Origin of the sequence: Halobacillus sp. H74 (assembly GCF_052246715.1) — a bacterium.
Lineage (GTDB): Bacteria > Bacillota > Bacilli > Bacillales > Halobacillaceae > Halobacillus > Halobacillus litoralis_A.
This window is the reverse complement of sequence record NZ_JBQQCI010000002.1, coordinates 81,947-108,074: the sequence shown is the minus strand read 5'-3', so window position 1 is coordinate 108,074 and position 26,128 is coordinate 81,947. Positions and strand designations below refer to the sequence as shown.

Annotated in this window: 27 protein-coding genes; 2 read left to right on the top strand and 25 right to left on the bottom strand. The window is 43.8% G+C overall.

The window, feature by feature from the left end; genetic code table 11:
- Positions 1-182: 182 nt before the first annotated feature.
- From ACTWPX_RS03760 to smc, 15 genes are all read right to left on the bottom strand, one after another.
- Positions 183-452 (bottom strand): EscU/YscU/HrcU family type III secretion system export apparatus switch protein, encoded by a 270-nt coding sequence (locus ACTWPX_RS03760; RefSeq protein WP_281975574.1) that lies wholly within the window; start codon positions 450-452, stop codon positions 183-185.
- Complete coding sequence (locus ACTWPX_RS03755) at positions 449-2,338, bottom strand: hypothetical protein (RefSeq protein WP_443118570.1); 1,890 nt, start codon at positions 2,336-2,338, stop codon at positions 449-451. Before ACTWPX_RS03755 ends, ACTWPX_RS03760 begins: the two co-directional genes overlap by 4 nt.
- Positions 2,339-2,358: 20 nt before the next feature.
- Positions 2,359-3,123 (bottom strand): ribonuclease HII, encoded by a 765-nt coding sequence (locus ACTWPX_RS03750; protein WP_443118569.1) that lies wholly within the window; start codon positions 3,121-3,123, stop codon positions 2,359-2,361.
- 487 nt (positions 3,124-3,610) lie between these two features.
- Complete coding sequence (gene ylqF, locus ACTWPX_RS03745) at positions 3,611-4,453, bottom strand: ribosome biogenesis GTPase YlqF (protein WP_443118568.1); 843 nt, start codon at positions 4,451-4,453, stop codon at positions 3,611-3,613.
- Positions 4,454-4,463: 10 nt separating this feature from the next.
- A complete protein-coding gene (gene lepB / locus ACTWPX_RS03740) occupies positions 4,464-5,012 on the bottom strand; it encodes a signal peptidase I (protein ID WP_443118567.1) in 549 nt (182 codons plus the stop codon).
- A gap of 350 nt (positions 5,013-5,362) precedes the next feature.
- Complete coding sequence (gene rplS, locus ACTWPX_RS03735; protein WP_128522781.1) at positions 5,363-5,707, bottom strand: 50S ribosomal protein L19; 345 nt, start codon at positions 5,705-5,707, stop codon at positions 5,363-5,365.
- A 127-nt stretch (positions 5,708-5,834) separates the two neighbouring features.
- Positions 5,835-6,566, bottom strand: coding sequence for a tRNA (guanosine(37)-N1)-methyltransferase TrmD (gene trmD, locus ACTWPX_RS03730; protein WP_443118566.1), 732 nt, complete (start codon positions 6,564-6,566; stop codon positions 5,835-5,837).
- The gene (gene rimM, locus ACTWPX_RS03725; protein WP_128522783.1) at positions 6,566-7,081 is read right to left on the bottom strand and encodes a ribosome maturation factor RimM; all 516 of its coding nucleotides are present in this window, start codon (positions 7,079-7,081) and stop codon (positions 6,566-6,568) included. Before rimM ends, trmD begins: the two co-directional genes overlap by 1 nt.
- A gap of 8 nt (positions 7,082-7,089) precedes the next feature.
- Positions 7,090-7,476, bottom strand: a complete 387-nt coding sequence (locus ACTWPX_RS03720) for a YlqD family protein (RefSeq protein ID WP_443118565.1) — start codon at positions 7,474-7,476, stop codon at positions 7,090-7,092.
- 62 nt (positions 7,477-7,538) lie between these two features.
- Positions 7,539-7,766 (bottom strand): KH domain-containing protein, encoded by a 228-nt coding sequence (locus ACTWPX_RS03715; protein ID WP_128522785.1) that lies wholly within the window; start codon positions 7,764-7,766, stop codon positions 7,539-7,541.
- A 15-nt stretch (positions 7,767-7,781) separates the two neighbouring features.
- Positions 7,782-8,054 carry a 30S ribosomal protein S16 gene (gene rpsP, locus ACTWPX_RS03710; protein ID WP_128522786.1) on the bottom strand — a complete coding sequence of 91 codons (273 nt, stop codon included), beginning with the start codon at positions 8,052-8,054 and terminating at the stop codon, positions 7,782-7,784.
- Positions 8,055-8,138: 84 nt separating this feature from the next.
- Positions 8,139-9,479 carry a signal recognition particle protein gene (ffh, locus tag ACTWPX_RS03705; RefSeq protein ID WP_128522787.1) on the bottom strand — a complete coding sequence of 447 codons (1,341 nt, stop codon included), beginning with the start codon at positions 9,477-9,479 and terminating at the stop codon, positions 8,139-8,141.
- 13 nt (positions 9,480-9,492) lie between these two features.
- Complete coding sequence (locus ACTWPX_RS03700; RefSeq protein ID WP_443118564.1) at positions 9,493-9,822, bottom strand: putative DNA-binding protein; 330 nt, start codon at positions 9,820-9,822, stop codon at positions 9,493-9,495.
- Positions 9,823-9,897: 75 nt separating this feature from the next.
- Complete coding sequence (ftsY, locus tag ACTWPX_RS03695; RefSeq protein WP_443118563.1) at positions 9,898-11,148, bottom strand: signal recognition particle-docking protein FtsY; 1,251 nt, start codon at positions 11,146-11,148, stop codon at positions 9,898-9,900.
- A gap of 13 nt (positions 11,149-11,161) precedes the next feature.
- Complete coding sequence (smc, locus tag ACTWPX_RS03690) at positions 11,162-14,722, bottom strand: chromosome segregation protein SMC (RefSeq protein ID WP_443118562.1); 3,561 nt, start codon at positions 14,720-14,722, stop codon at positions 11,162-11,164.
- Positions 14,723-14,899: 177 nt separating this feature from the next.
- Here smc and ACTWPX_RS03685 point away from each other — a divergent pair, with 177 nt between their 5' ends.
- On the top strand, positions 14,900-15,121 hold the full coding sequence (locus tag ACTWPX_RS03685; RefSeq protein WP_128522791.1) for a DUF1128 domain-containing protein: 222 nt from the start codon (positions 14,900-14,902) through the stop codon (positions 15,119-15,121).
- A gap of 227 nt (positions 15,122-15,348) precedes the next feature.
- Here the strand turns inward: ACTWPX_RS03685 and rnc are convergent, their stop codons facing one another.
- From rnc to sdaAB, 9 genes are all read right to left on the bottom strand, one after another.
- Positions 15,349-16,041, bottom strand: coding sequence for a ribonuclease III (gene rnc / locus ACTWPX_RS03680; RefSeq protein ID WP_128522792.1), 693 nt, complete (start codon positions 16,039-16,041; stop codon positions 15,349-15,351).
- 77 nt (positions 16,042-16,118) lie between these two features.
- The gene (gene acpP / locus ACTWPX_RS03675; RefSeq protein ID WP_128522793.1) at positions 16,119-16,352 is read right to left on the bottom strand and encodes an acyl carrier protein; all 234 of its coding nucleotides are present in this window, start codon (positions 16,350-16,352) and stop codon (positions 16,119-16,121) included.
- A gap of 60 nt (positions 16,353-16,412) precedes the next feature.
- A complete protein-coding gene (fabG, locus tag ACTWPX_RS03670) occupies positions 16,413-17,153 on the bottom strand; it encodes a 3-oxoacyl-[acyl-carrier-protein] reductase (RefSeq protein ID WP_443118561.1) in 741 nt (246 codons plus the stop codon).
- Positions 17,153-18,094: an ACP S-malonyltransferase gene (gene fabD, locus ACTWPX_RS03665; RefSeq protein WP_443118560.1), complete on the bottom strand. Its 942-nt coding sequence runs from the start codon at positions 18,092-18,094 to the stop codon at positions 17,153-17,155. The genes fabG and fabD overlap by 1 nt, the downstream gene beginning before the upstream one ends.
- Positions 18,091-19,095 (bottom strand): phosphate acyltransferase PlsX, encoded by a 1,005-nt coding sequence (plsX, locus tag ACTWPX_RS03660; RefSeq protein ID WP_443118559.1) that lies wholly within the window; start codon positions 19,093-19,095, stop codon positions 18,091-18,093. Before plsX ends, fabD begins: the two co-directional genes overlap by 4 nt.
- A gap of 18 nt (positions 19,096-19,113) precedes the next feature.
- Positions 19,114-19,674, bottom strand: a complete 561-nt coding sequence (gene fapR / locus ACTWPX_RS03655; RefSeq protein ID WP_443118558.1) for a transcription factor FapR — start codon at positions 19,672-19,674, stop codon at positions 19,114-19,116.
- Between the two features lie 279 nt (positions 19,675-19,953).
- A complete protein-coding gene (recG, locus tag ACTWPX_RS03650; protein ID WP_443118557.1) occupies positions 19,954-21,999 on the bottom strand; it encodes an ATP-dependent DNA helicase RecG in 2,046 nt (681 codons plus the stop codon).
- Positions 21,996-22,880 carry an L-serine ammonia-lyase, iron-sulfur-dependent, subunit alpha gene (gene sdaAA, locus ACTWPX_RS03645; RefSeq protein ID WP_128522799.1) on the bottom strand — a complete coding sequence of 295 codons (885 nt, stop codon included), beginning with the start codon at positions 22,878-22,880 and terminating at the stop codon, positions 21,996-21,998. The genes recG and sdaAA overlap by 4 nt, the downstream gene beginning before the upstream one ends.
- Before the next feature lie 22 nt (positions 22,881-22,902).
- Complete coding sequence (sdaAB, locus tag ACTWPX_RS03640) at positions 22,903-23,565, bottom strand: L-serine ammonia-lyase, iron-sulfur-dependent subunit beta (RefSeq protein WP_128522800.1); 663 nt, start codon at positions 23,563-23,565, stop codon at positions 22,903-22,905.
- 594 nt (positions 23,566-24,159) lie between these two features.
- Here sdaAB and ACTWPX_RS03635 point away from each other — a divergent pair.
- Entirely contained in the window at positions 24,160-25,488 is a 1,329-nt protein-coding gene (locus tag ACTWPX_RS03635; protein ID WP_443118556.1) for an NCS2 family permease, read from the top strand.
- A gap of 170 nt (positions 25,489-25,658) precedes the next feature.
- Here the strand turns inward: ACTWPX_RS03635 and ACTWPX_RS03630 are convergent, their stop codons facing one another.
- Positions 25,659-26,048 carry a hypothetical protein gene (locus ACTWPX_RS03630; RefSeq protein ID WP_443118555.1) on the bottom strand — a complete coding sequence of 130 codons (390 nt, stop codon included), beginning with the start codon at positions 26,046-26,048 and terminating at the stop codon, positions 25,659-25,661.
- Between the last annotated feature and the right edge of the window lie 80 nt (positions 26,049-26,128).

The following is a 26,128-nucleotide window of genomic DNA, read 5'->3' as shown; positions in this document are numbered from 1 at the left end:
CCTCCCATCAATTTTCACTGCATGTTCATTGTATAAAAAAACGCTATCAATTGTCCACACTAAGCTAGATATCTGTCGAAAAATAAAATAGATTAACATGTAAATCATTATGTAAACCGTATATTGATAAGTTTTCATTTACCCTTAAGAATGTTGCTGTAAAAGGATTTTCTTAAGGAAAATCAGCTTTTTTGTCCCTTGTCCGCCTTATAAATGAAGGCGAACACCTCTGCTACTACATGATATAATTCTTCAGGAATTTGCTCGTTGATGTTCAACTCTGATAAAAGTTCTACTAAAGTTGCATCCTCTTGGACGGGAATTTGGTTTTCTTCCGCTTTTGCTAATATGTTTTCAGCTACGTAACCTTTCCCTTTAGCTGTCACTTGGGGAGCAGATTCTTGTTCGGATTGATAACTAAGAGCAATGGCTTCTTTTCTCTCATGCTTCATACCCTAATATCCACCCCTTCTTCCCGTTCTTCGTCTTTGTTAGTCTTACTGGAGGTTTGTCTCTCATGCGTTTGACGGGTGACTAGTGAAGAAAGTTCATAACCAACATCACTCAAACCCTCCCTCACCGAATCTTTATACTGGTGTGCCAGCCATTCCATTTTAGGACTATTGTTAAAAACAGTGATCGCTATCCGGCGATCCATAATATTCAAGTCAATGACAGTTTCTTTCAAATTAGCCAGATCCAAGTAAAATATGATATGACAAAAGTCAGGATCGATGGTCCCTTCTTGTGTATTCCTTCCCTCTAAATTCATGTGGATATCATGAAGAGAACCAAGTATGTCCCCTGGGATTTGAAGCGCCATTTGAAGCGTGTGCTGCTGGTCGACATGAGAAGTCAGTTGGATGCCGTTCAATAAGTGAAGCATTTGTTTGGCTGTTTCCGGACGAGGCGTTGTTCCATCGTTCAACCCTTGAAGCAATAGTGTTTTCAGCGTGCTTTCATGGGCTGGATTCGTTCCTTGCTGCCAAGAAGATGAAAGTCTGCGCTCATCGCTGAATCCGCTGAAATCCATCACTGTTTTCAACTTCAGCAGCATCATGTCTTTCTCTTTGAGTGTGAGGAATTCACTTGAACGTGACATCCAGTCAATGAGGGCTGATCTCTGTTCTGATGGCAGTTGACTTCCCTCTATCTGTCGCCCCATTTGTACGACCTTTTCCAGTTGTCCACTGGAAAATTCCGGCCCTTTACTCACCTGATTAGCCATTTGTTTTACAAAGTCATTCAATATCACTTTTTCTTGTGGGGGTAAAAAAGGGGTTAACTTTTCAAACACACGCCGTCGGGAAAGTTCATTGAATTGGCTTGTCCATTGATTGCGGAGATTTGAAGACTGACCCGATTGGTAATGGAGCATCCGTTCTGTTGTTTGTAACCATTGACTCAATGTCTTCAAATCTTTATCAGTCACAGGTAACTGCTGGTCAAAGAGCTTTTTCAATTGTGTCGACATTGTTTCAAGCGGTTGAGGGAAAGGCGGATTTTGCGCTGACGTCCCCTTAGCGCCTGGATGAGTTTGAATTACAGCATCCACACCTTCTGCTCTTCCTGCCCACTGATTCCATGTCTGCTGAAATTTAGTAAAGCTTATCTCTTCTTTGACGATGCCTGCCCGTTTGAATAATTGAAATGAAGTGTCGTTTCCTGCTGAAACCTCTGTCGTTATTCTCTGCACAGCCAAATCCGCAGAAGATAATGAGGAACCTGCCCCTTTCATTTGCGAAAGCAGCACTCGTATTTTCTCATTGCTTACACTTTTTTGCTCATCATTGAATTGATTTTGAAGCTGATTTAAAACACTGGAAAATTCTGTCGTCTGTTTGGTTGTCAGGGCTTGAAAGATGGATGATCGGATAGGAAAACGTTTTTGGAACATTTGAACTAAAATCTGCCGAGCTAGAGGTTTGTCGCTCGCTCCTTCTAATAAAGCAAGAGCGTTTTTGACTTCCGTTTTCTGAAAAGGAATGTTTTGCTGTAAAATTTCTTTTAAAAAAAGACTATTATGCTTGGTCAACGGTACTCCCAGTTGTTTTAAAAGCTGTTGAATATCATTTCTTCCAGAACTGGCAGGGGTACCTTTAATCGCTTTTAATAGAAGGAGAGGGTCTGTCCTCTCAACTTGAAACAAATAAGCATTCCCCTTAGTCAAAGGGGTTTCCAGCTGTGCATGTACTTTTTGTTTTCCGAGTTGGACGATAGCCCTGTTGTCAGGCATGAGTTCCACTACTTTTCCACTCATCATTTGACCTTGTACGGGAGTTGTCTGCACAGCTTTCGCCTGTATTGCTTGACCGATCCCACTCAACAAATTTCTCACGTTTTCCCTCTCCTTTATCTCTATATCACTTCCTTCACTGGTGCAAAACTCAACCGGTGATATGGGGATGCTCCATACATTTCCAAAGCTTTCAAGTGATCTTTTGTGCCATAGCCTTGATTAGAGCGAAATTGGTACATTGGATAGCGCTCATCCAGATCAGCCATCATGCGATCACGGGTCACTTTAGCAATAACACTAGCTGCAGCAATCGAAACACTCCTCTGGTCCCCCTTTACTAGACTTGTTTGGGTACATGGAGCATGGTTCATCTCCATCGCATCTATCAATAAATGCTCAGGACGCACCGGCAGATTATCCACTGCCCGCTGCATAGCCAGCTTTGTGGCCTGGTAAATGTTCAATCGATCAATCTCTTCATTGCAGACAATGCCTACACTCCAAATCGCGTCTGCTTTAATATGATCAAAATAATTCTCTCTCTGGCTCAAAGACAATTTTTTAGAGTCATTCAATCCTTCTAAATAATAGTTTTCTGGTAAAATGACAGCCCCAGCCACGACCGGGCCAGCCAATGGGCCTCTCCCTGCCTCATCAATACCTGCAACAACTCTTTTCCCTTTACGGTACTGTTCATATTCAAAAGCCATCATATCCTCATACTGCTGCTGCAATTGAGCTTCTTTCCGCTTCTCAGCATCATATCGTTCTATAAGCTTTTGAACCCCTTTGCGTGCATCATTTCGAAAACCTTGGAGTTCTTCCTCCGTCAATAGGGGGTCATTCAGCATTTCTTTCACATGCATCACCGTTAACCGAGCCATTATTCATACACTCCATTTCTTCTTTTATCGGACGAAATTAAGCTTTATGTAATCATTCTAACTAAGTTCATATCTAGTTTTTCTCTTATTGATTTCAGTTCAGTCCCTCGAAACTACTTTTGGTTTACAGGGAGCTTTTGCGATTTGAATACTACCATTATGACTTTCAGGTATGGTTTCTCCCACTCCATAAAGGGCAGGTCCTCCCTCAGGCGATTTCGAGAAACTCCTATCACAAAGGGCGGAGGGAAACGGTGAGACTCCTGTGGTATACGCGGGTTAGATGAGACCCCGGAAGGCGTAGCCTGAGGAGGCTCAGCGCACGCCCACGGAAAGCGAACCGTTTCCCGAAGCCCCTTATTCACACTAAAATTTCGAAATCATTTGTTCCAGACAACTGCTAACTAATTAAAAATAATACTTTTAGTCTAGCTAAAGTCATAGAAAAAGCGCAAGGTGTAGGTACCACGCTGCGCTTCCGTAACATCTATTCAGGACGCTCAAAACTGATGAGCCCTATCTTGCCATCTCTTAAATCTTGCAAAATGATATCAGATACCTTTTCAAAATTGACATGACCGCCACTCTCCAGGCATCCGCGCTTCCTGCCAATGTGCTCAAAAGCTTCCATCATATCATCGAAGTCCTCGAAACCGAACCGTTCTTCAAGAAAAGCCGGGTAATAGGCTTTCAAATAATCCAATACATATGCTGCAACATCTTCTTTCGGCAGGATCTGATCCTTAATGGTTCCAATAGAAGCAAGGCGATAGCCGACTTCCTCTTCTTCGAATTTCGGCCAAAGAATCCCTGGGGTATCTAATAGCTCAAACTCTTTCTTCACTTTAATCCACTGCTGTTTTTTTGTAACTCCCGGCTTATCGCCAGTTGTTGCCATTTTTTTGTTTGCCAGCCTATTGATCAGGGTGGACTTTCCGACATTAGGGATTCCTATTATCATTGCTCTGGAAGCTCTAGGTCTTATACCTTTAGCTCTGAGCTTATCCAACTTTTCTTTACCAAGATCTTTCGCTTTTTGGATGACTTTCTGGACATCCTGCTTTCGGTTAGCTTCAATAGCTACAGAAGTGACCCCTCTGTTTTTGAAATGCTGAATCCACTTTTCTGTTATCTCAGGGTCTGCTAAATCTTTTTTCATAAGAACAACCATTTTGGGTTTTTCTTGTAAAATACCATGAAGCATAGGGTTTTGAGAAGATAATGGAGCCCGTGCGTCTACTAGTTCGATGACAAAATCGACCAGCTTCAGCTTTTCCGCTACTTCTCTTTTCGCTTTGGCCATATGACCAGGGAACCATTGGATGGTCATGCTATTCCTCCTAATTGACTAAGCTGATACGGGACAACGGCCAATACGATAGCACCGCTTGTCCGACAACTTGATCATCTCTAATCATTCCGAGCATTCGGCTGTCTGTTGAATTATTTCTATTATCCCCGAGGACAAGCAGATGTCCTTCCGGGACGACTTCATGACCACCTGGGAGCTCTTCGATTTTAAAGTCATCTGTCAACAATTGGTCCTCCGCGATTTGTTTCTTACGCTCGTTCAAAAACGGCTCTTCCATTGCTTCACCATTGACAAATAATTGGTCATCTTCATATGTGATCCGGTCGCCAGGAAGGCCGATTACCCGTTTTATGTAGTCTTTACGTTCCGTAGCATGAAATACCACGACATCGAATCGTTCAGGAGACCCTAGAGAATAGTTAAGCTTACTTACAATCAAATGATCCCCGCTGTGCAGCGTCGTGAGCATCGAGGGCCCTTCGACGACCACCGGTGCGAGAAGAAAGACACGTACGACTATTGCTAGTACAGCTGCAATGACAAAGGCTTTGATCCAATCCAACCACTGTTGTTTCATATTCCATCCCCACTTCCTAGCCATGTGAAATATTCGAGCGGCAAAGTCGAGACGATCCATCATCTGAAAATCCGAGCTTCTTTTTTTCACTCTGATTCAAGGAACGTGGAACTTGCTGCTACCTCTATATATACAAGTCTCAGGGCAAGTATCCGGCCCACCCCATACCCAGAGCAAGAACTGAGGAATTTCCTCTCTCTGTACCTTCGGTCAATTAGCTCAGGAGGTATGGAGACCGGAGTGATGTAGCGTAAGCACATTCATCACAGCACCTTGTCATAAAACTAAAAATATATCCATCTTGAGTAGAAAAAAGGAGCTTGGCATATGCAAGCTCCTTTTTACTGAAATTAGATAATTTCTTTGATACGTGCTGCTTTACCGCGTAGGTTACGCAAGTAGTAAAGCTTAGCTTGACGTACTTTACCACGACGGGAACGCTCAATTTTTGCGATACGTGGTGAATGGACTGGGAATGTACGCTCAACACCTACGCCGTAAGTAATCTTACGAACTGTAAATGTTTCGCTGATTCCGCCATTTTGACGTTTAATGACAACACCTTCGTAGACCTGGATACGCTCGCGAGTACCCTCGACAACCTTCACGTGTACTTTGACAGTATCACCAGGACGGAAGTTAGGATGATCTGTACGAAGCTGTTCTTTTGTAATGTCATGAATCAATTGCTGCATGATTTTCACTCCTTTTTAACTAATGCTCATGTCTTCTAAGAGGCAGCGGAACATCGTTTTCCACTTAAACCGAACGTTTAAGCACAAATCTCAATATATCACATTGGTGGGTAAACATCAATAGATACTAGCTATTTTTCAATTCTTCAAGCCAAGATTCTTCTTTTGCTGACAACTTCCTGTCAACTAACAGATCCGGCCGTCGTTCAAATGTACGCTTCAGTGATTGATAGTGTCTCCACTCGTCGATTTTGGCGTGGTTCCCAGATAAAAGTACATCGGGTACTTTACTGCCTCTGAAGTCTGCCGGCCTGGTATAATGAGGATGCTCTAATAGGCCGTTTGAAAAAGAATCCATAGGAGCAGATTGTTCATTACCCAGCACCCCTGGAAGTAAACGGACCACCGAGTCGATCACGACCATCGCCCCGAGCTCCCCTCCTGTCAGGACATAGTCACCAATTGAGATTTCATCTGTAACTAGTTCCTGGCGAATACGCTCATCATAGCCTTCGTAATGTCCGCAAATGAATACAAGATGATCTTCACTTGAGAGTTCCTCCGCTTTTTGTTGGGTATACGGCTCCCCTTGAGGACAGAGGAGGACAACGCGTGGAGGATTGGCTGCTTTTTCTTTCACCTCATGAATGCTATCGAAAATGGGTTGAGGGGATAGAACAAGACCTGCGCCTCCTCCATATGGATAGTCATCGACTTTGTTATGCTTATTCGCCGTATAATCCCGAAAATTCACATATTGGTAAGAAAAAGCCTTCTGTTCCTGGGCTCGCTTCATAATGGAATGATTCAAAACTCCCTCAAACATTTCAGGAAACAGCGTCAAAATATCAATATGCATTAATCTAGCAGCCCCTCTATTGGATCGATGATAATGACTTGTCGAGCCGGATCTACTTCTTTGACAACAGGTTCAATATAAGGGATGAGGACATCTGAATCTTGTTTCCTTTCGACAACCCATACATCATTCGCACCGGGAGTCAGTATTTCTTTCACTTCCCCCAGCTCTTCCCCTGATTCCAGGTAAACCTTACATCCAATGATTTCCCGAAAGTAAAATTCATGATCCTCAAGCTCATCCTGTGCATCTTCTGCTACCATTAGGCTTCCATTTTTATAGCCTTCCACATCATTGATGGAGTAATGATCTTCAAAGCTCACCAAATCAAAACCTTTATGCATCCGATGACTGCGGACGACCAATGGCTTCGGATCATCTTGATCATTCACCCAATACAAAAGCTGCCCAGGTGCGAAACGTTCATCGAAGTCTGTAATGCGATGAATTTTCACTTCTCCTTTAATTCCATGCGTATTAATGATTTTTCCTACATTGTACATCTGTTTTTCCATGTATTCGATTACCTCGCTCTTATGACTTTTCCATCTTTAATGAGAATCTGTTGTTCCTGGGTGACTTCAGCCCAGTGATCGCCTTCTTCTACGGTAACCAATGCTTCAACTTCATCTGTTTCTAATTCACTACCATCTGGAAGGGTGTCCAGCTGTTGGCGTTGATATTCCAACCAGCGAAGTTGGTCTTTTCTACGATTGATTTCCTTTGAAAAACGGCGTTCCACATCTTGTTTAGCTATTCCGGGCTTGCGTTCCAGCTTCTTTTGTTCAAATGAGAGTTGTCTGCACTCTCGATCAAGCTGTTGTGTCCTCTGATCAAATTTATCTTTCAGTTGGGCACGACTCGATGCTGTCAATATTTCTTTCACAGGGATCGTTCTGATCATCTGCATCAACCGACCGCCTCTCGTCCTTTTTAAATAGTAAAAAAGGGAAAGGTTCTCCCTCTCCCTTCTTACATGATATCTAAATAGATTCTTTTATCAGAATCAGAGCCTGCCGCGTAAACGACAGTTCGAATCGCTTTCGCAATCCGCCCGTTTTTCCCGATCACTTTTCCGACGTCATCCGGGTGGACAGAAAGATGGTAAACCATTTTGTGATTCTCTTCTTTCACATCCACTTTGATGTCGTCTGGATGATCGACAAGCGGAGTGACGATCGTTTCGATTAAGGCTTGCATGATATCACCACTACTTTATTTTTGGTTTTTCTTTTCGTGGAACTGCTTCATGATGCCTTCGTTAGAGAATAGGTTACGGACCGTGTCGCTCGGCTTCGCACCGTTGGACATCCAGTCGATCGCTTTGTCAGCGTCAAGTTTAACCTCTACAGGGTTAGTGACTGGGTTATATGTTCCGATTTGCTCGATGATACGTCCATCACGAGGAGAACGAGAATCTGCAACTACTACACGGTAAAATGGGTTACGTTTAGATCCCATACGTTTTAGGCGAATTTTTACTGCCATTTTTAACAACCTCCAAATTTCTTTAATGTTTCACACAGATTTAGATTCTAGCAGAACTTCAATAGTGTGTAAAGGGTTTTTCCATTACATGAAAGGAAATTTCATTCCTTTGCCTTTTTTCCCTTTTGTATTGCTCATTTGTTTCATCATTTTCTTCATTTCTTCAAACTGTTTTAATAAACGGTTCACTTCCGAAACTGAGGTCCCGGAGCCTTTGGCTATCCGTTTTTTACGGCTTGCATTCATGACAGATGGGTCCTGGCGCTCGTTTTTGGTCATAGATTGGATGATTGCTTCCACATGGACGATTTGTTTATCATCAAACGATGCATTCTGCAATCCTTTCATCTTGCTGGCACCAGGAATCATGTTGATTATTTCATCGAGCGGCCCCATACTCTTCACTTGTTCCATTTGTTCCAGGAAATCCTCGAACGTGAATGAAGCATTTCGCATTTTCGATTCAAGCTCTTTAGCCTGCTTATCATCGACTTGCGTCTGAGCTTTCTCGATGAGTGTCAACATATCTCCCATGCCGAGAATTCTTGAAGCCATCCGTTCAGGGTGAAATGTTTCCAACTGGTCTAACTTCTCGCCCGTACCGGCGAATTTTATCGGTTTACCAGTAACGGCTTTGATAGAAAGTGCCGCACCACCACGGGTGTCACCATCCAATTTAGTCAGAAGAACGCCACTGATATCCAATTGTTCGTCAAAGCTCTCTGCAACATTAACTGCATCTTGACCTGTCATCGAATCAACGACAAGGAAAATTTCATCAGGGTTTACAGCTTCTTTGATCTGCTGCAGTTCACCCATCAAATCTCCATCGACATGCAGGCGGCCGGCGGTATCGATCAACACATAGTCATGGTGTTCTTCTTTCGCTTTGTCAATTGCATTTTTTGCGATATCGACAGGGTCAGCCTCGGTGCCCTCTGCGTGTACAGGCATAGTCAATTGTTTCCCGAGCGTCTCCAATTGCTGGATAGCTGCGGGACGGTAGACATCTGCTGCCACTAATAACGGCTTGCGGTTATAACTCTTACGCAATAAATTGGCAAGCTTACCGGTAGTGGTGGTTTTACCTGCACCCTGGAGGCCGACCATCATGATGACCGTCGGCGGGCGTTTGGCGACAGCAATTTTACTTTCATCTCCACCCATCAATTCCGTCAGTTCTTCTTTCACGACTTTGATTACCTGTTGACCTGGGGTCAGGCTCTCCATAACCTCCTGGCCGATGGCGCGTTCACGTACACGCTTGACGAAATCTTTCACGACTTTAAAGTTGACATCGGCCTCGAGGAGGGCGAGACGTACTTCACGGGTCATCTCTTTTACGTCTTGTTCGGTTACCTTCCCTTTGCCTTTGATTTTCTTGATGGTTTCCTGCAAACGGTCGGATAAACCTTCAAATGCCATCGATGGAACCCTCCTATTCTAATTCTAGTAGTTGATCTAGCCATGCGCGGAATTGCTCTGGAAGTTCCGTGTTTTCAATTTCTGCTTCCATTTCTTTGAACACCTGCTGGCGCTTTTGGAACTTTTCATATAATTGAAGCTTTTTTTCATATTCTTCAAGCATTGTCTCTGTTCGGCGAATATTATCATAAACCGCTTGACGCGAGACATCAAAGGTTTCTGATATTTCACCTAAAGAGTAATCTTCCAGATAATATAACTCCATGTAATTGCTTTGTTTAGGAGTCAACAACGATTGATAGAAATCAAAAAGATAATTAATCCGTGTTGTTTTTTCAAGCACGCTTGAAGCACTCCTTGTTAAGTGAAATACCTTTACACATAAATATTAACGGAGCATGTCCTTGAATGTCAAGGCTTATGATGTTTTTTCTTCGTCTTCATAATCTTCAATCATATCTGCAAACAATCCATAAACGAAAGCGTGGGCATCAAACGTCTCGAGATCAGTGACCTTCTCTCCAAGACCTACAAGCTTCACCGGGATATCCAGTTCATTTCGGATCGCTAATACGATTCCACCCTTGGCTGTTCCATCCAACTTAGACAGAACGATTCCGGAGACGTCTGTTGCTTCAGAAAACGTTTTGGCTTGACTCATGGCATTTTGTCCAGTCGTTGCATCCAATACAAGAAGAACTTCATGGGGCGCCCCTGGTGCTTCTCTTTCAATGACTCTCTTCACTTTAGACAGCTCGTTCATTAAATTCACTTTGTTCTGCAGGCGGCCAGCCGTGTCACAGATGAGCACATCGGCCTGACGAGACTTAGCAGACTGGATACCGTCATAAATGACAGCTGCGGGGTCACTGCCTTCGCTGTGCTTCGTTACATTGACACCTACACGCTTACCCCATTCCTCAAGCTGTTCAATAGCCCCCGCACGGAATGTATCTCCTGCTGCTAATGTTACGTTCTTTCCTTCTGATTTAAGACGATGGGCCAGTTTACCGATGGTCGTCGTTTTCCCTACTCCGTTGACACCGACAAACAAGTAGATCGTCAATCCATCAGGGTTTTCCACAAGGCCTTCAATATCCCCTGCATCATCATCTCCATAGTAAATTTCTACAAGTTTCTCTGAGATGACTTCTTTTACTTTCTGAGGATCCTGGATGTTTCTCCGCTTCACTTCCATCTCTAATTCTTCAATCATTTCCATAACCGTCGTTACACCAACATCAGCTGAAATCAAAACTTCCTCAAGTTCTTCGAAAAAGTCCTCATCTACTGTACGATATCTTGCTACAAGATCATTAATTTTACTGGAAAAGGAGTTGCGGGTTTTGGAGAGTCCCTTTTTAAACTTTGAAGCAATCGTTTCTTCTTCCTCTTCCTCTTCAGTTGCCTCTACCCTAGAGCTCTCTTCAAATACTTGTACCTGTTCTTCTTCGTCCTCTGCAGGTGCTTCTTCCACCGGGGAACCCTTTGATTCAGCTTCATCAGACTCTCCGTCATCTATGACTTCTGTTTCGCCGTCAAGGGGGTGGTCTCCATCAGCCTCTGCTTCCACTTCCTTTTCTTCTTCTTCCGCATTCTCGTCCCTTTTCTCTTCCTCTTCTTCTGGGCCTTTCACGAATTTCTCTTTCAATTTCTTAAAAAAACTCATCAACTCATCCTTTCTACGCTTCCAATAACTCCGGTGTCTCTTCAAGCCTTACAGAAACAAGCTTGGATACACCTGACTCCTGCATTGTCACCCCATAAAGAACATCAGATTCTTCCATCGTCCCTTTACGGTGAGTGATAACAATGAATTGTGTGTCAGCACTGAATTCTTTCAAAAACTTGGCAAAACGATCGACATTTGCTTCATCCAACGCTGCCTCCACCTCATCAAGGACACAGAATGGAACAGGCCGTACTCTTAATATAGAGAAAAGCAGTGCAATTGCAGTCAATGCCCGTTCTCCGCCGGAAAGCAAACTTAAATTCTGCAATTTCTTGCCGGGAGGCTGTGCCACAATATCCACTCCGGTTTCTAACATGTCATCAGGGTCCGTCAATTGTAAATCTGCGCGACCGCCGCCGAACAGAGTACGGAAAACTTCACCGAATTCCCCGCGTATCTTTGTGAAGGTGTCCTCGAATTTCCGCTTCATCTCACCATCCATTTCATTGATGACGTTATGGAGCGTCTGTTTAGCTTCTGAAAGGTCATCCTGCTGACCTTTCAGGAAATCATACCTTTCCAGGATCCGGTCGTATTCATCGATGGCGCCCAAATTGACAGTGCCTAATTCTTCAATGGACCTTTTAATGAGTTTCACTCTTGTAGAGGCCGCTTCAACGTCCTCTACTCGAGAATAATCCCGTTTTGCTTTTTCAAAAGTGATGACATATTCCTCTTGCAAATAGGTCAACATGTTTTCAAGCTCCACATCAAGACGGTTTGCTTTCACTTCTTTCTGCTGGATATCTTGAACATAGTTTTGATGACTGCGCTTCAGCTCTTTCAACCACTGCTCAGCCTCCTGTATTTCCTGCCCATTCTCATCCCGTGTTTTACGCCGTTCCAGAATCAGCGAGGAAGTGCTCTCTTTCTTTTGCTTTATTCGCTCTATTTGGTCAGTTACTTCTTCTTCAGTTTGGTTTGAGTCAACTACTTCCATCAGCTGCTGATAGGAGGCTCGGTTCCCGCGCAGTTCTTGTTCAATCATCGCTTTCTCTTCCTTGTACCGGTTTGTCTTTTCTTGTTGATTAGAAACCGCGGATTCTTGTTCAGCTAACTGAATTTGTAATTCCTGGCGACGTTTTTGCAAATTGGCTTCGTCGACTTTCTGCCGCTCTTTCGTAACCGATAAATCATCAATTTCACTCTGGATATCTGACAATTGTGCGTCAAGATTTGATAGAGTGGTTTCTAAATTTTTCACTTGCTGGTCAGCATGATGGTGATCTTGATCATATTGAGCTTGATCTTGATCGAACAGCTTCAATTGATCATTCAAGTGGTTCAACTTCACTTGCAGCTCGCGCTTATCGGACTGTTTTTCATATTCTGCTTTCTTCAGTTGAGAAAGACGCTCATTCATTTGAGAGCTCTCTTTCTCTTGAGTGGTCAGCCTCTCTTTCAGCTGCTGGACCTTCTGCTCGACATCTTTTGCTTTTGTATCAAACTCACTGATTTTACTTACAAGCTCCTGCAGTTCTTTTTCTCTTGTAAATAAAGACTGGTTCGACTGTTTCTTCGCTCCCCCGGACATCGACCCTCCAGGGTTGACCACATCCCCTTCAAGGGTGACAATCCGATATTTACGCTTCAAGAAGGTGGCAAGCGAGTTGGCATGTTCCAGGTCCTCCGCTATCACGATATGACCGAGCAGATGTTGAATAGCTTTGGAATGCTGATCCTCGTACCCGACTAAATCTCCAGCTACTCCTACAAAACCAGCTTGCTGGGCAAGGGAGGATGCCCCATAGACGGATCGAGGCTGAATGGTTGTCAATGGCAGCAAGGTAGCACGTCCTTTGTTGTTACTCTTCAACCAATGGATCGCTTGCCTGCCTGTGCGCTCATCTTCTACAACAATATGCTGTGCTTGTGCGCCAAGCGCTGTTTCAATCGCTGTAATCAAATGCGCTGGAATATCAATAAGCTCTAAAACAGCTCCTCTTATGCCGTTCAACTGCCCTTTCTGTCTCGCTTTCAGAACTTCACGAACACCTTGGAAATAACCAGAGAAATCTTCTTTCATTTCTTCCAGCATTTCTTTTTTAGAACGAAGCTTCTCTAAATACTGATAACCTTTGTACAGTTTCTCCTGCCATTCTTGATAAGTCTGTTTATTTTTCCCGATCTGTTCATTCAATTCCTGCAATTCTTTTTCGAGGTTCTCACGTTTTTGCGTTATTTCTTCTGTCTCACCTGAAATTTCATTTAGTTGTGAATCTAACTGCTGCCTTTCTTCTCTCAAGTCTTTGAATTTATCGACTTGCACCCCTTTTTTCGAATGAATTTGCGTAACTTGTTTTTCTAACAGCTGTTTTTCATTACGCTTTGCCGCTTGTTCATTCAAAAGCTCGATATATTCACTCTTCAAATCCTCAATCTGTTCTTCAATAAGGTGAATATCTTTATTCAAAGCTTGCTCCGTTTGATTCAACTCATTTTTGGTCGCTTGCTTTTTCTTTTTCGTTTCTTGCAGCTTTGCTGATTCTTCTTCTGAGACAGATTTCAAGCTTACCAGTTTCCCCGATAATTCTTCATAAGCCTCTTCCAACTTTGATTTGTTTTCTTCAAAATGCTTATGACGTTCTTTCATCAGCTGTTTTTTCCCCTCAAGGTTTTCCAGTTCCCTAGTCAATTCAAGTAAAGTTTCCTGTAAATCTTCAATCGATTCATCCAGAGCTTTCATATCCCTGCGTTGCTTTTCGACAGAGGACTCTTTTGTATCGATTTTCGTTTTCAATTCACTTTCTTCTTCCTTCACTTGGTCTAAATCTTTCAGGAGGTGCTGCCAATCCCCGTGCAGGCGTTCGATTTGAGTGATCAATAATGAAATTTCAATGTTTTTCAATTCGTCTTTTTTCTCTAAGTAATCTTTAGCAACTGCTGCCTGCTCTTTCAATGGCTCCAACTGACCATCGATTTCATGTATGATATCTTCAACGCGATTCAAGTTTTCCTGAGTTTCTGACAATTTATATTCCGCTTTTTTCTTACGCTGTTTATATTTCAATACACCGGCTGCTTCTTCGAAAATTGAACGGCGCTCTTCAGCTTTCGAACTTAATATTTCTTCAACTTTCCCCTGGCTGATGATTGAAAAAGCTTCACGTCCGAGTCCAGAGTCCATAAATAAATCAATGATATCTTTCAATCGGCAAGTTTGATTGTTGATATAAAACTCACTTTCGCCTGATCGATAAACACGCCTTGTCACACTTACCTCCTGGTAGTCCAGGGGCAGGGCTTGATCGGTATTGTCCAAAGTCAAGGTTACTTCTGCCATATTCAATGATGCTCGTGTCTCACTGCCTGCAAAAATGATATCTTCCATTTTTGCACCGCGCAACGAACGGGCAGACTGTTCACCAAGCACCCAACGAATCGCATCCGTAATATTACTTTTTCCGCTGCCGTTCGGGCCGACTACAGATGTAACGCCAGAAACGAAATCAACCGTCACCCGTTCAGCAAAAGATTTAAATCCAACAGTATCTAATTGTTTGAGGAACATAATCATCCTCCTGTATATTCGCAATCTTTCTTTCATTCAACTAATATATTTTATCATAAACTTACGCTCTACGGTAGGAAGGTTCGAACCTCTTTTCCTTCCTTTTAGGGTTTCAAAAATCGAAAAACTCCTTTATCATATGTACTAGCCCGAACACCAGCTTAAGGAGGATACAAATTGAGTTTAGAAGAAGCGAACCAAGAAAATCTAGAGATCATCATCAATGACATGGCCGAGAAGCTGCAGGTCGTCAACCGCTCTCTCATGGACCCGGAAGATTACGATTTGAATAAATATGAAGAAATCAAATCGTTACATGATATCATCGAAATGAAAGGGCAACTGAGCGTATCTGAAATACAAGCTTTCGTCCAGGAGCTTGGCCATTACCGTAAGTGAATTCAATAAGTGCAGGCCGTACGCGGCTCCTCGCCATACTGAATGAGCCCATTGGAGTGACGTACTCTGTCACAGAAAAGGACTTACTTAAAGCTTTATTGACCATGCATGTACTGGTCGGTTTTTTGATTACCTGAGACACATAAGCAACTTTGTCCCTTGCTTAAAAAAGAAAAGACCGTACCCGGGTATGTATTTAAACCCCGGGACGGTCTTTTTTATTTTCCTCATGATAAAGCTCCGTGATTTTGTAAAGCTTGCTGGGCAGCTCTTTGCTCTGCCTCTTTTTTCGTGCGGCCTACACCGATGCCACCAATATCATCCTGAATACGGACATGGGCGATAAATTCACGGCTGTGCGCCGGCCCTCTTTCTTCCACGATCTCATATTCGATTCTGCTGTTTTTGTCCCTTTGAATAAATTCCTGAAGTTGGCTTTTAAAATCCATCGCATGAGAAAAAGCACCTTTTTTAACTTTCGGATATACATAGGTTTTCAAGAATTGTATGACCGTATCATAACCTTGATCCAAATAAAGAGCACCAATGAAAGCCTCGAAGACGTCAGCTAATAATGCTGGTCTGTTACGGCCTCCTGTCAGCTCTTCTCCTTTACCAAGCAAAATGAGATCTTGAAATCTCAATTCGTTGGCAAATTCGACCAAGGAAACTTCACATACGATGGAAGCCCGGAACTTTGTCAGTTCGCCTTCCGCCATATTCGGGAATTCCCTATATAAGTATTGAGATACACCAAGTTCGAGGACGGCATCTCCTAAAAATTCAAGACGCTCATTATCTTCTCGATCGGTTTTCCGATGCTCATTCACATAAGATGAATGTGTGAAAGCTTGTTCCAGTAACGAGACATCTTTGAATTGAATATTTACTTTGTTCTGGAAACTGGAAAAATCATCCATAAATCACCTTGTCCTTTGCTAAGAATTTCTGTAATACAGGAAAGGCTGCCCGTACGGAACGAGCAGCTATCTTCCTTTTACGATACGCTGCTTATGTAATTCACAGCGTCGCCTACTGTATTGATTTTTTCAGCTTCTTCATCAGAAATTTCCATATCAAACTCATCTTCAAGCTCCATTACAAGCTCTACTACGTCAAGAGAGTCTGCTTCTAGATCTTCTTTGAAGGAAGCTTCCATAGTAACTTTAGACTCATCAACGTCAAGACGATCGACGATGATCTGTTTTACACGATCAAATGTTTCTGCCATTGGAACCTCACCTCCCTTCAGTCATTATAGTAAATTTCGCAGAGAAAAACCATAACATTTTTACATTACCAGTCCGCCGTCGATATGCAGCGTTTGGCCTGTCATGTAGGCAGCGTCCTCAGAAGCCAGGAATCTGACTACACGTGCGACATCCTGCCCTTCCCCTAAACGGTTCAAGGGGATGAGTGAAAGCATTTGTTCACGCTGCTCATCTGTCAGGGAATCCGTCATATCTGTCGCAATGTAACCAGGTGCAACGGCATTGACCTGGATGTTTCTTGCAGCAAGCTCTTTAGCGTTCGATTTAGTCATACCGATCACCCCTGCTTTAGCTGCTACATAGTTCGCCTGACCAGGGTTACCGGATACACCTACAATCGACGCGACGTTGATGATACGACCATACTTTTGCTTCATCATTTGTCTGGTGACGCCTTTCGTACAAAGGAAGACACCTTTAAGGTTCGTATCGATAACAGAGTCGAACTCTTCTTCTTTCATTCTCATCAACAAATTGTCTTTTGTAATCCCTGCATTGTTGACGAGGATATCCAACCGACCGAACTCATCGATGGTCGTTTTCACCATGCGTTTTACATCTTCATCACTGGAGACATTGGCCTGTATTTTGATGGCTACGCCGCCCTGGTCTTCAATTTCCTGGACAACTGCTTCTGCTTTATCTTCGCTGCCAGCATAATTGACAGCGACTTTCGCACCTTTAGAAGCAAGTTCCAGAGCGATCGCTCTTCCAATTCCACGCGAAGCCCCCGTGACGAGAGCTACCTGATCTTGTAACATCAAGATTCCTCCTTATACCAATCAATGAAAGATTGCAATGAATCTGGATCCTGGACACTGAATGTTTTCATTCTGCGTTTCACTTTTCTTACCAGTCCACTCAATACTTTCCCTTGTCCGACCTCGACAATTGCATCCACATTTTCTTCAGCGAATGCTTCGAGGATCTGCTGAAACCTTACCGGTGAATAAAGCTGTTCGATAAGCAATGTTTCTATTTTTTCCGCTTCTGTTACAGGGGACGCTGTAACATTGGCATACACAGGTATGTCCGCATCCTGGATGGTTGTTTTTGATAAATAATCAGCGAAATCATCACTTGCCGACTTCATCAGCCGGGAATGGAACGGTCCACTCACATTGAGGGGAAGGACTCGTTTCGCTCCCTTTTCAGAGAGTTGCTGAGATGCTTGTTCCACTCCCTCTTTTGTGCCGGAAATGACGATTTGGCCAGGGCAATTGATATTGGCTAAATCAACGGCTGTTTCTCCATCGAAATTGCGGAGGACTTCTTCAATTTCTTCTTGGGATAGACCGAGAACGGCAGCCATAGTCCCTTTACCTGTAGGGTATGCCTCTTCCATGAGTTTCCCTCTTACATGTACCAATTGCAGAGCATCCATCGGGCTTAAAGACCCGGAAGCTACAAGAGCACTATACTCGCCCAAACTATGACCCGCAGTCATACCAGGTGCGACACCTTCCTCCTGAAGCACTTCTTGAATAGCAATACTGTTCAAAAGTAAAGCAGGCTGAGCATTTTCTGTTTTCGTCAGTTCTTCCGAAGGTCCTTCAAACATAAGGGTTGTCAGTGAGTAACCCAAAGTTTCATCCGCTTGGTCGAATAATTTTTTTACAGATGGGTAGCTTTCATACATTGCCTGCCCCATGCCCACTTCCTGAGAACCTTGTCCAGGAAAAACATATGCGATGTTTTTCATGATTCATCCTCCTTTTGTTCCATCTCCTCCAATGTGGTCGAGATGGTCGTTGTTACATCCTGCTCGACCATTTGGCATGCTTGTCGAATGGCATTCAGCACAGCTCTTTCATTCGAAGACCCGTGCGCCTTGATTACAGGAGCAGATAATCCGAATAAACCCGCCCCTCCATACTCTGAGTAATCTAATTGATCTTTCAATTTCTTTAGATCGTTTTTAGCCAGGCCAGCAGCAATCTTTGTCTTAAAGTTGGTCATAAAGGTTTGTTTGATCATAGAAAACATCGTCATCGCTGTTCCTTCGATCGTTTTCAATGTCACATTTCCTGTAAACCCGTCAGTCACTACAACATCTGCCACACCGCTCATTAAGTCACGCGCCTCTATGTTGCCTACAAAATTAATCGGTGCTTCCTGCATCAATCGGAAAGCTTTTTTCGTTAAGTCATTGCCTTTTCCTTCTTCTGTCCCGACATTAAGCAGACCAACACGCGGCTCGTCGATATTTCTTACATTTTCAGCATAAATCGACCCGATGACTGCATATTGAAGCAAATGATCGGGTTTCGCATCGACATTCGCACCTACATCCAGCATCAGGAACCCTTTCCCATCTTCAGTCGGCAAGGTCGGGCTCAACGCCGGTCGCTCAACACCTTTCATGCGCCCCACTAAGAAAAGCCCAGCACTCATTAATGCTCCTGTGTTCCCTGCAGAAATACATCCATCCGCTCGCCCTTCTTTTACTTCGTTGGCCATCAGTACCATGGAGGCATTCTTTTTCCTTCTTACAGCACGCACAGGTTCATCATCAGCTGTAATAACTTCTGTCGTATGTATGATGGATAGGTTGGATTGTTCTTTCAAAAAAGGTTTAATACGGGACTCATCACCTATCAAAGTAATCTCCAATCCTTCTATTGAATCAGCAGCTTCTACTGCACCTTTAACTATCGCTTCCGGGGCATGATCGCCGCCCATGGCGTCAATGGCTAGCTTCATTTTCAGATCCATCTCCTTCTATTGGTTGGAACGGTACATTTCAAATGTTCCTCCAAATACTTCTTCATTTTCTACAAAGCTGTGGACACTTACAATCGTCCGGCCCTTTTCACCTTCCCCTTTGACTGACGCTTTGGCCACAACCCGTTCACCTAACTTCACCGGTCTTGAAAAATGAATGGTCGAGCGAGCCGTCAGGGCAATGTCATCATTTATCAATGCGACTGCTAAAGAATTGGCTTGCGCGAAAAGGTGATGTCCTCTTGCAATATGATTCCTTGAGAAAACGTGCTCTGGACGAATATCTAAAATCGATAATGCTCGATCATCTAGTTCAAGGTCTACGACTTCCCCGATGACTTCTTCGATCGGCAGTGCTTTGACAGTCTCATTCCACTCGTGTGTCGCGACAGACTTGATCCTCTCTCTTAGTTCCGGAATCCCCAGTTCCATTCTGTCGAGGCGGATGGTCTGAATGCTGACTCCAAATGACTTTGCCAATTCTTCATCTGTGATGAAGGGAGTTTGATCGATTTTATTTTTCAATTCTTCCTGGCGCATTTTTTTAGTCTTTTTCACACTGATTCCACCGTTCATTTAATCATAAGCGATCACTTTATGACTAGGTACTAATAGTAATATATAATACCAGTAAGATTTACGCAAGGATTGACCTTTCGTATAAGGAAAATCTTTAAATCAGGCGGAAACAAAAAGACTGCCAGCAAGCAAATTCAGGCCGACAGTCTTTTTTTATGATGAAAATTATAAAATTCGTGCCAATGCTTCATGAGCCATATCCAGCCAGATGTGCTTAAGCTTGTCGCGGCTGACCAGGTTCGCTTGCGTTTTTGATCTTTAATCCAGGACATCTCCAAGAATGTGCTGATCGCTATAGACGAGCTCCTTCAGAGATTGGTAACGTTCGTCCTGTTCAAGGACATCATCCATTATCATTTCTGCAGCATCTTTTCTTGCCGTTTCGAGAGCCCTGTAATCATGAACCATATCCCCGACCCTGAACTCAGGCAGTCCACTTTGTTTCTTACCGAAGAAATCCCCCGGGCCGCGTAGTTTCAAATCTTGTTCGGACAGCTCGAATCCATCGTTCGTTTCTGTCATGATTCTCATCCGCTCTTTCCCGACTTCTCCTTTAGGATCACCCATAAGGATGCAATAGCTTTGATCGACCCCACGGCCGACCCGGCCCCGGAGTTGATGGAGTTGTGATAAACCGAACCTTTCTGCATCATAGATGACCATGACCGTAGCATTCGGTACGTTCACTCCCACTTCGACCACCGTTGTCGATACGAGGATTTTCAAGGTATTGTTCGCGAATTGCTGCATAACACCTTCTTTTTCATCATTGTGCAAACGCCCGTGCATCAAACCGACAGAAACATCAGGTTCGTACACAGCACTCAACTGATTGTATAATTCAATGGCGTTCTGAATATCAAGCTGATCGGACTCTTCTATCAAGGGGCAGATGACATATGCCTGATGCCCTCTGTCGATTTCCTTTTGAATGAAATTGAGGACCCTGTTGGTCATTTCACCTTTGACCCAGTAAGTATCCACCGGCTTCCGACCTGCAGGCATCTCATCGATGACACTTACATCCATATCACCGAAAGCAGTGATTGCCAGAGTCCGTGGGATCGGGGTCGCTGTCATAAACAGCACATCCGGGTAAAGCCCTTTATCCCTTAAAGCCCTGCGCTGTTGCACACCGAATCTATGCTGTTCATCTACTATGACAAAACCAAGCTGTTTGAAAGCTACTTCCTCTTGGATAAGAGCATGCGTTCCGATCAGTATATCAATTTCCTTCTGATCCACAGCCTCAAGAATCTCTTTTCTTCTCTTCCCTTTTACCGATCCAGTAAGCAATGCGACCGTCGCTCTTCCCTCGAACATCTCTTGTAATGAATGGTAGTGCTGTTCTGCCAATATTTCTGTCGGCACCATCAAAGCCCCTTGGTGCCCCGCAGTAATTGATGCGTATAAAGCGATCGCAGCAACCGCTGTTTTACCCGAGCCAACATCCCCTTGTAAAAGACGGTTCATCCGATGAGGACTTTTCATATCATTCAAAATTTCAGCTAACGAACGCTTCTGGGCAGAGGTGAGCTCAAAAGGCAGCGACTGGACAAAAGAAGTCAAACGATCGTTGTCATATGTCTGAACCTGCCCTGTAGTTGATTCCCGATGATGTTTCCTCAACAGCTGCATCTTCAACTGAAAAACCAGGAACTCTTCATAAATAAACCGTCTCTTCGCATGCTTCAACATGATACGGCTTTCAGGGTAGTGCATTTGATTAAGAGCTTGCACACGCTCCGGCAGTTTGTAGGCGAGAGTCAAATCTTCCGGCAAAATTTCAGGGAGAGAACTCCCGTTCTGATCCAGCGCTGTTTTGATCACTTTTCTCAATGTGTTCAAGTTGACACCTTCTTTGAGAGTATAAACAGGCTGAATGGGTTCCTGGCTCTTTGATTCACCTTTTTTGAATTGACTGACAGTGATCTGCAACCGCTGTTGATCCCACTTCCCCGTAACGGTCACCGTATCTCCCTGTTGGAGTTGTTTTTTTGCAAAGGCACGATTGAACATTACGGCTTTGACTGCAAACTGCTCCACTTGAAGAGTGAAGGTAAGCCGTGATTTCTTTCTTCCATAGAAGCTTAAAGCTGGTTCTGAGACGATTTCACCTTCAATCGTCGCTTTTTCATTATTTGTCAATTCTGTCAAGGGCTTCACTTCGTAGGAATCGTATCGATGAGGAAAATAAAACAACAAATCCTCAACAGTAAACAACCCCAATTCATTCAAGTGGGTTTCTAATTTCTCCCCGACTCCTTTGACTTCACTAATCGGATGTTGTAACACATTCTTCACTCTTTCTTCAACGAGATTCCATACACTTTCGCTTCTAATTCTCTTCCAGTAGGTGTAGCTGCCAGTCCTCCCTGGGCCGTTTCCCGGAAGGCGGACGGCATGCGTTGGCCGACTTTGTACATCGCATCTATGACTTCATCGCAAGGAATACGGCTCGTGACTCCAGCCAGTGCCATATCAGCAGCGACAATCGCATTCGATGCTCCCATAGCATTCCGTTTCACACATGGAACTTCTACAAGGCCAGCCACAGGGTCGCAAATCAAACCAAGCATATTTTTTAATGTTATGGCCATCGCTTCTGCTGATTGAGACGGCGTTCCACCAGCCATTTCGACGATAGCAGCTGATGCCATTCCTGCTGCGGATCCAACTTCTGCCTGGCAGCCTCCTGCCGCACCCGAGATCGAAGCATTGTTAGCTACGACAAAACCAAATGCGCCTGATGTAAATAAATAATCGACCATTTGTTCCCGTGTCGGGTTCAACTGGTTTTTCACTGCGAAAAGTGTTCCAGGCACACAACCGGCACTCCCTGCCGTAGGTGTCGCACAAATGGTGCCCATCGCTGCGTTCACCTCATTGGTCGCCACAGCTTTACTGACAGCATCCATTAAAAGATTACCAGATAACGGCTTATGGTTTTTCATATAATCCTGGATTAAAACTGCATCGCCGCCAGTCAATCCACTATGAGATTTGACCCCTTTCAATCCATCCTCTACCGCTTTTTCCATTACATCAAGGTTTCTTTCCATATTTTGAAACACTTCTTCTCTCGTCAGTTGTTTGACCTCCATCTCTTGACGGATCATCACTTCTGAGATTTGAATATTTTCACTTTCTGCAAGCTCTACGAGTTCTGCTACATTTCGAAACATGTGCTCGCCCCTTTCTGTATCGTCAGTCTGAAATTTTTGCTACCTGGGTGATATGATCGGCACGTTCTAATTCATCCAAAACTGAATCATCAATGTTTTGATCGACCTCAATAACCATCAACGCCTGCTCTCCTTGAGCTTTTCTGGACACTTCCATCCGGCCGATATTAATTTCGTTTTTTGCTAAGATCGTAGTCGCTGAAGCAATCGCCCCATAACGGTCGTTATGAATCAGTAAAATGGCTGGATGGCTGCCTGACAAACGGAGTTCAAATCCATTCAACTCGGTGATTTCCGCTTTCCCGCCACCGATGGAAATACCGACAAGTTCCAGCTCGCCATCATCATCGCCGATTTTAACTTTAGCTGTGTTCGGATGATCCGTATGTGCATCTTCTTCATGGAAACGGATTTTCATACCGTTTTTCCTGGCCGTAACAAGGGAGTCGCTGATTCTCTGATCATAGGTTTCATAATCCAGTAACCCACCGATGATAGCCACGTCTGTTCCATGACCTTTATATGTTTTCGCAAAAGAACCATACAAGTGAATATGTGCATACTTGGGTTCTCTACCGAAAAGATGACGGGCAGCCCTGCCTATCCGGGCTGCTCCGGCTGTATGTGAACTTGAAGGTCCGATCATGACCGGACCGATGATATCGAATACTGAACGATATTTCATTTCTTCCACCATCCCTTTGCAAACTATCTCTATCAAACAAAAGAAAACGCTTTCCATCGTTGAATAATCCTATCTTATCTTATCATAAAATTGCTGGGCTTAATATTTATATGAAAAAAATGAAGCTTTCTAAACGTTCTTACCCTCCTCCATAAAAGCTCCCTTATCTTAAACACTCAGCATCGAGATATCTTAAAGGTTTCCATTATTAAAGATAGAGCTTGAAGGTCCGGGAAATCACTCGTCCAGCTACATCGCCCAGACACTCGCGTCATAAGCAGGGAGAACTGTACAGGAACGCGCTTTTGCGAATAAAACCCATCATTCCACCACTAAAGTATGATTAAACCACACACCAAAGGGCAGTTTCTCCTTCAAGTGCTTTCGAGAAACGCATATCGCAAGGGTCGTAGGGGGAGAAAGAGGCTCCCGCGGGAGAAGAAGCTAGTAATTTCCTACAAACATCTCGAAATTAAGCATCCTTTAAACTTCCATTTTATATTGAATACCTGTTACATAACATAAAGTCCTTTGTAGAAAGGAAGATGAATTTTAACTTTACCTTGCCAGAATGACAGATAAAGAGTAAAATGAATGTTTGTGGGTTACTCGGTAACCGGGCGGGAGAGGGATAATTTCATAGAGGAGATTGAAATGCTCAATCAGCAAAATAAACAGGTGAGCTGGAAGAAAGAAGGATTGGCCGGATTGATCGGTTATTTCACGACGGTATATATCGTCGCCGTCAACAGCCAAATCCTTGAAAGTGCCGGATTGCCGCTTGAGAGCGGTATGGTGGCTACTATTCTTGCCAGTGCACTAGGCTGTTTGATCATGGCCATATACGCAAATGCGCCTATGGTTCTCATTCCCGGAATGGGTGTCAATGCTCTGTTTGCTTTTTCAATCGTTGAAGGGAGTGGCATGGGTTTCCAAGAAGGACTTGCTGTAGTGCTCGTCGCTTCATTGCTTTTCTTAGCCACTGCCTTTACTAGACTTGGAGATTGGTTGAAACATGCGATACCGTCATCTTTGAAACATGCCATCACGGTGGGTCTCGGATTGTTCCTAACTTTAATCGGTCTAGAAAAAGGCGGTCTTGTCGTAAGAGGAGAACATTCTTTGATTACACTTGGCAACCCTTCGTCAGCTATCGTCATTACTAGTATCCTGACGTTATTCATCGGTATTTTTTTATTTACCAGGAATGTGCCAGGAAACTTTTTAGTAACGATGATTGCAGGGACGGTTATTGCTCATTTCACCGGCCTTCTAGGTGAACGTGGCGAAATGATTGAACTTAAAGAGCAAACATGGGTATTCATGCCCGACTTCAGCAGTATTGGACAATTCGGCTTTTGGATGGCTGTTTTTCCACTTGCGATCGTGCTTATTTTTGAAAACATGGGCTTGATCCACGGACAGTTGAACATGCTTGATCAAGAAGAAAAGTTCAAACGTTCTTATCAAGCGTCCGCTTTTTCTGCATTGACTACAGGATTCCTCGGCACTTCTCCGACGGTTTCTTCAGCAGAAAGTGCAGCGGTCATCGCATCAGGCGGAAAGTCAGGAAGAGCCGCTTTGACTATGAGTGGTCTGTTTTTAGGTACGTTACTGTTCATCCCCTGGATTTCTATGGTCCCATCTACGGCAATCGCCCCGATTTTGATCATCGTCGGAGCTTTGATGGTCCAGAACATCAAGGAAATCCCATTGGACCAACTGTCTGAAGCAATGCCGGCGTTTTTGATCATCGTGATGATTCCATTCACGTATTCCATCGCGGACGGAATGGCTTTCGGCTTCATCGCCTATCCGATTGTCAAATTCGCTATCGGGAAACAAAGAGAACTATCAACGCCTGTCGTTCTTATCGCCATGGTCTTTCTCATTGAATTTATCATGCGCTCGCTTGGACATTAGAAATTTGGCGAGAGGCTGGGAGACCTGAGGCGCCCTAGAAGCACATTGCCGTGAAGTGTTTTTTCTTCACCGTAACTGGTCAGCTTATGACGCGAAGGTCTGCCCCCTCGATTAAACACGAAAAACCCGGCATCCTCAATTAAAGGAAGCCGGGTTTTTCGTGTTTTTCATCATCGCCAACGTAAAGACAAGATTAATTTACAACAATTCAATTGATTGACAGAAGAAGTCATATGCAACCTAAAACCATCTGGAGTGTATTCCGCTTTAAATGAGGCACCTACGCCTGTACTCTGAATCAAGGAATCAACTTTGGATTGATCTGATTCTTGTGCAGCACCCATCATTTCATTCGCAAATTCTTCTGAGCTGTGAATCCGTTCCACTACTGTACGGGCTTCATCCATCAATTGATCCATCTCTGATGCTGATTGTATGAACATACCAGCGTCTACATCTGGATAAATCCGCTCAGACCGGTAAGTGCTTTGCGGAAGATAACCGTGATATCCAGGGTGAAGCAGGACCGGATAATAGCAAGGGACCCAAATGACATGCAATGCCAACCCTCCCTGTTCAGAGTTCCTCTAATATTCTATGTAAGAAGCAGCAAAAGAGAAGGCGTAAATGAACGCCTCCC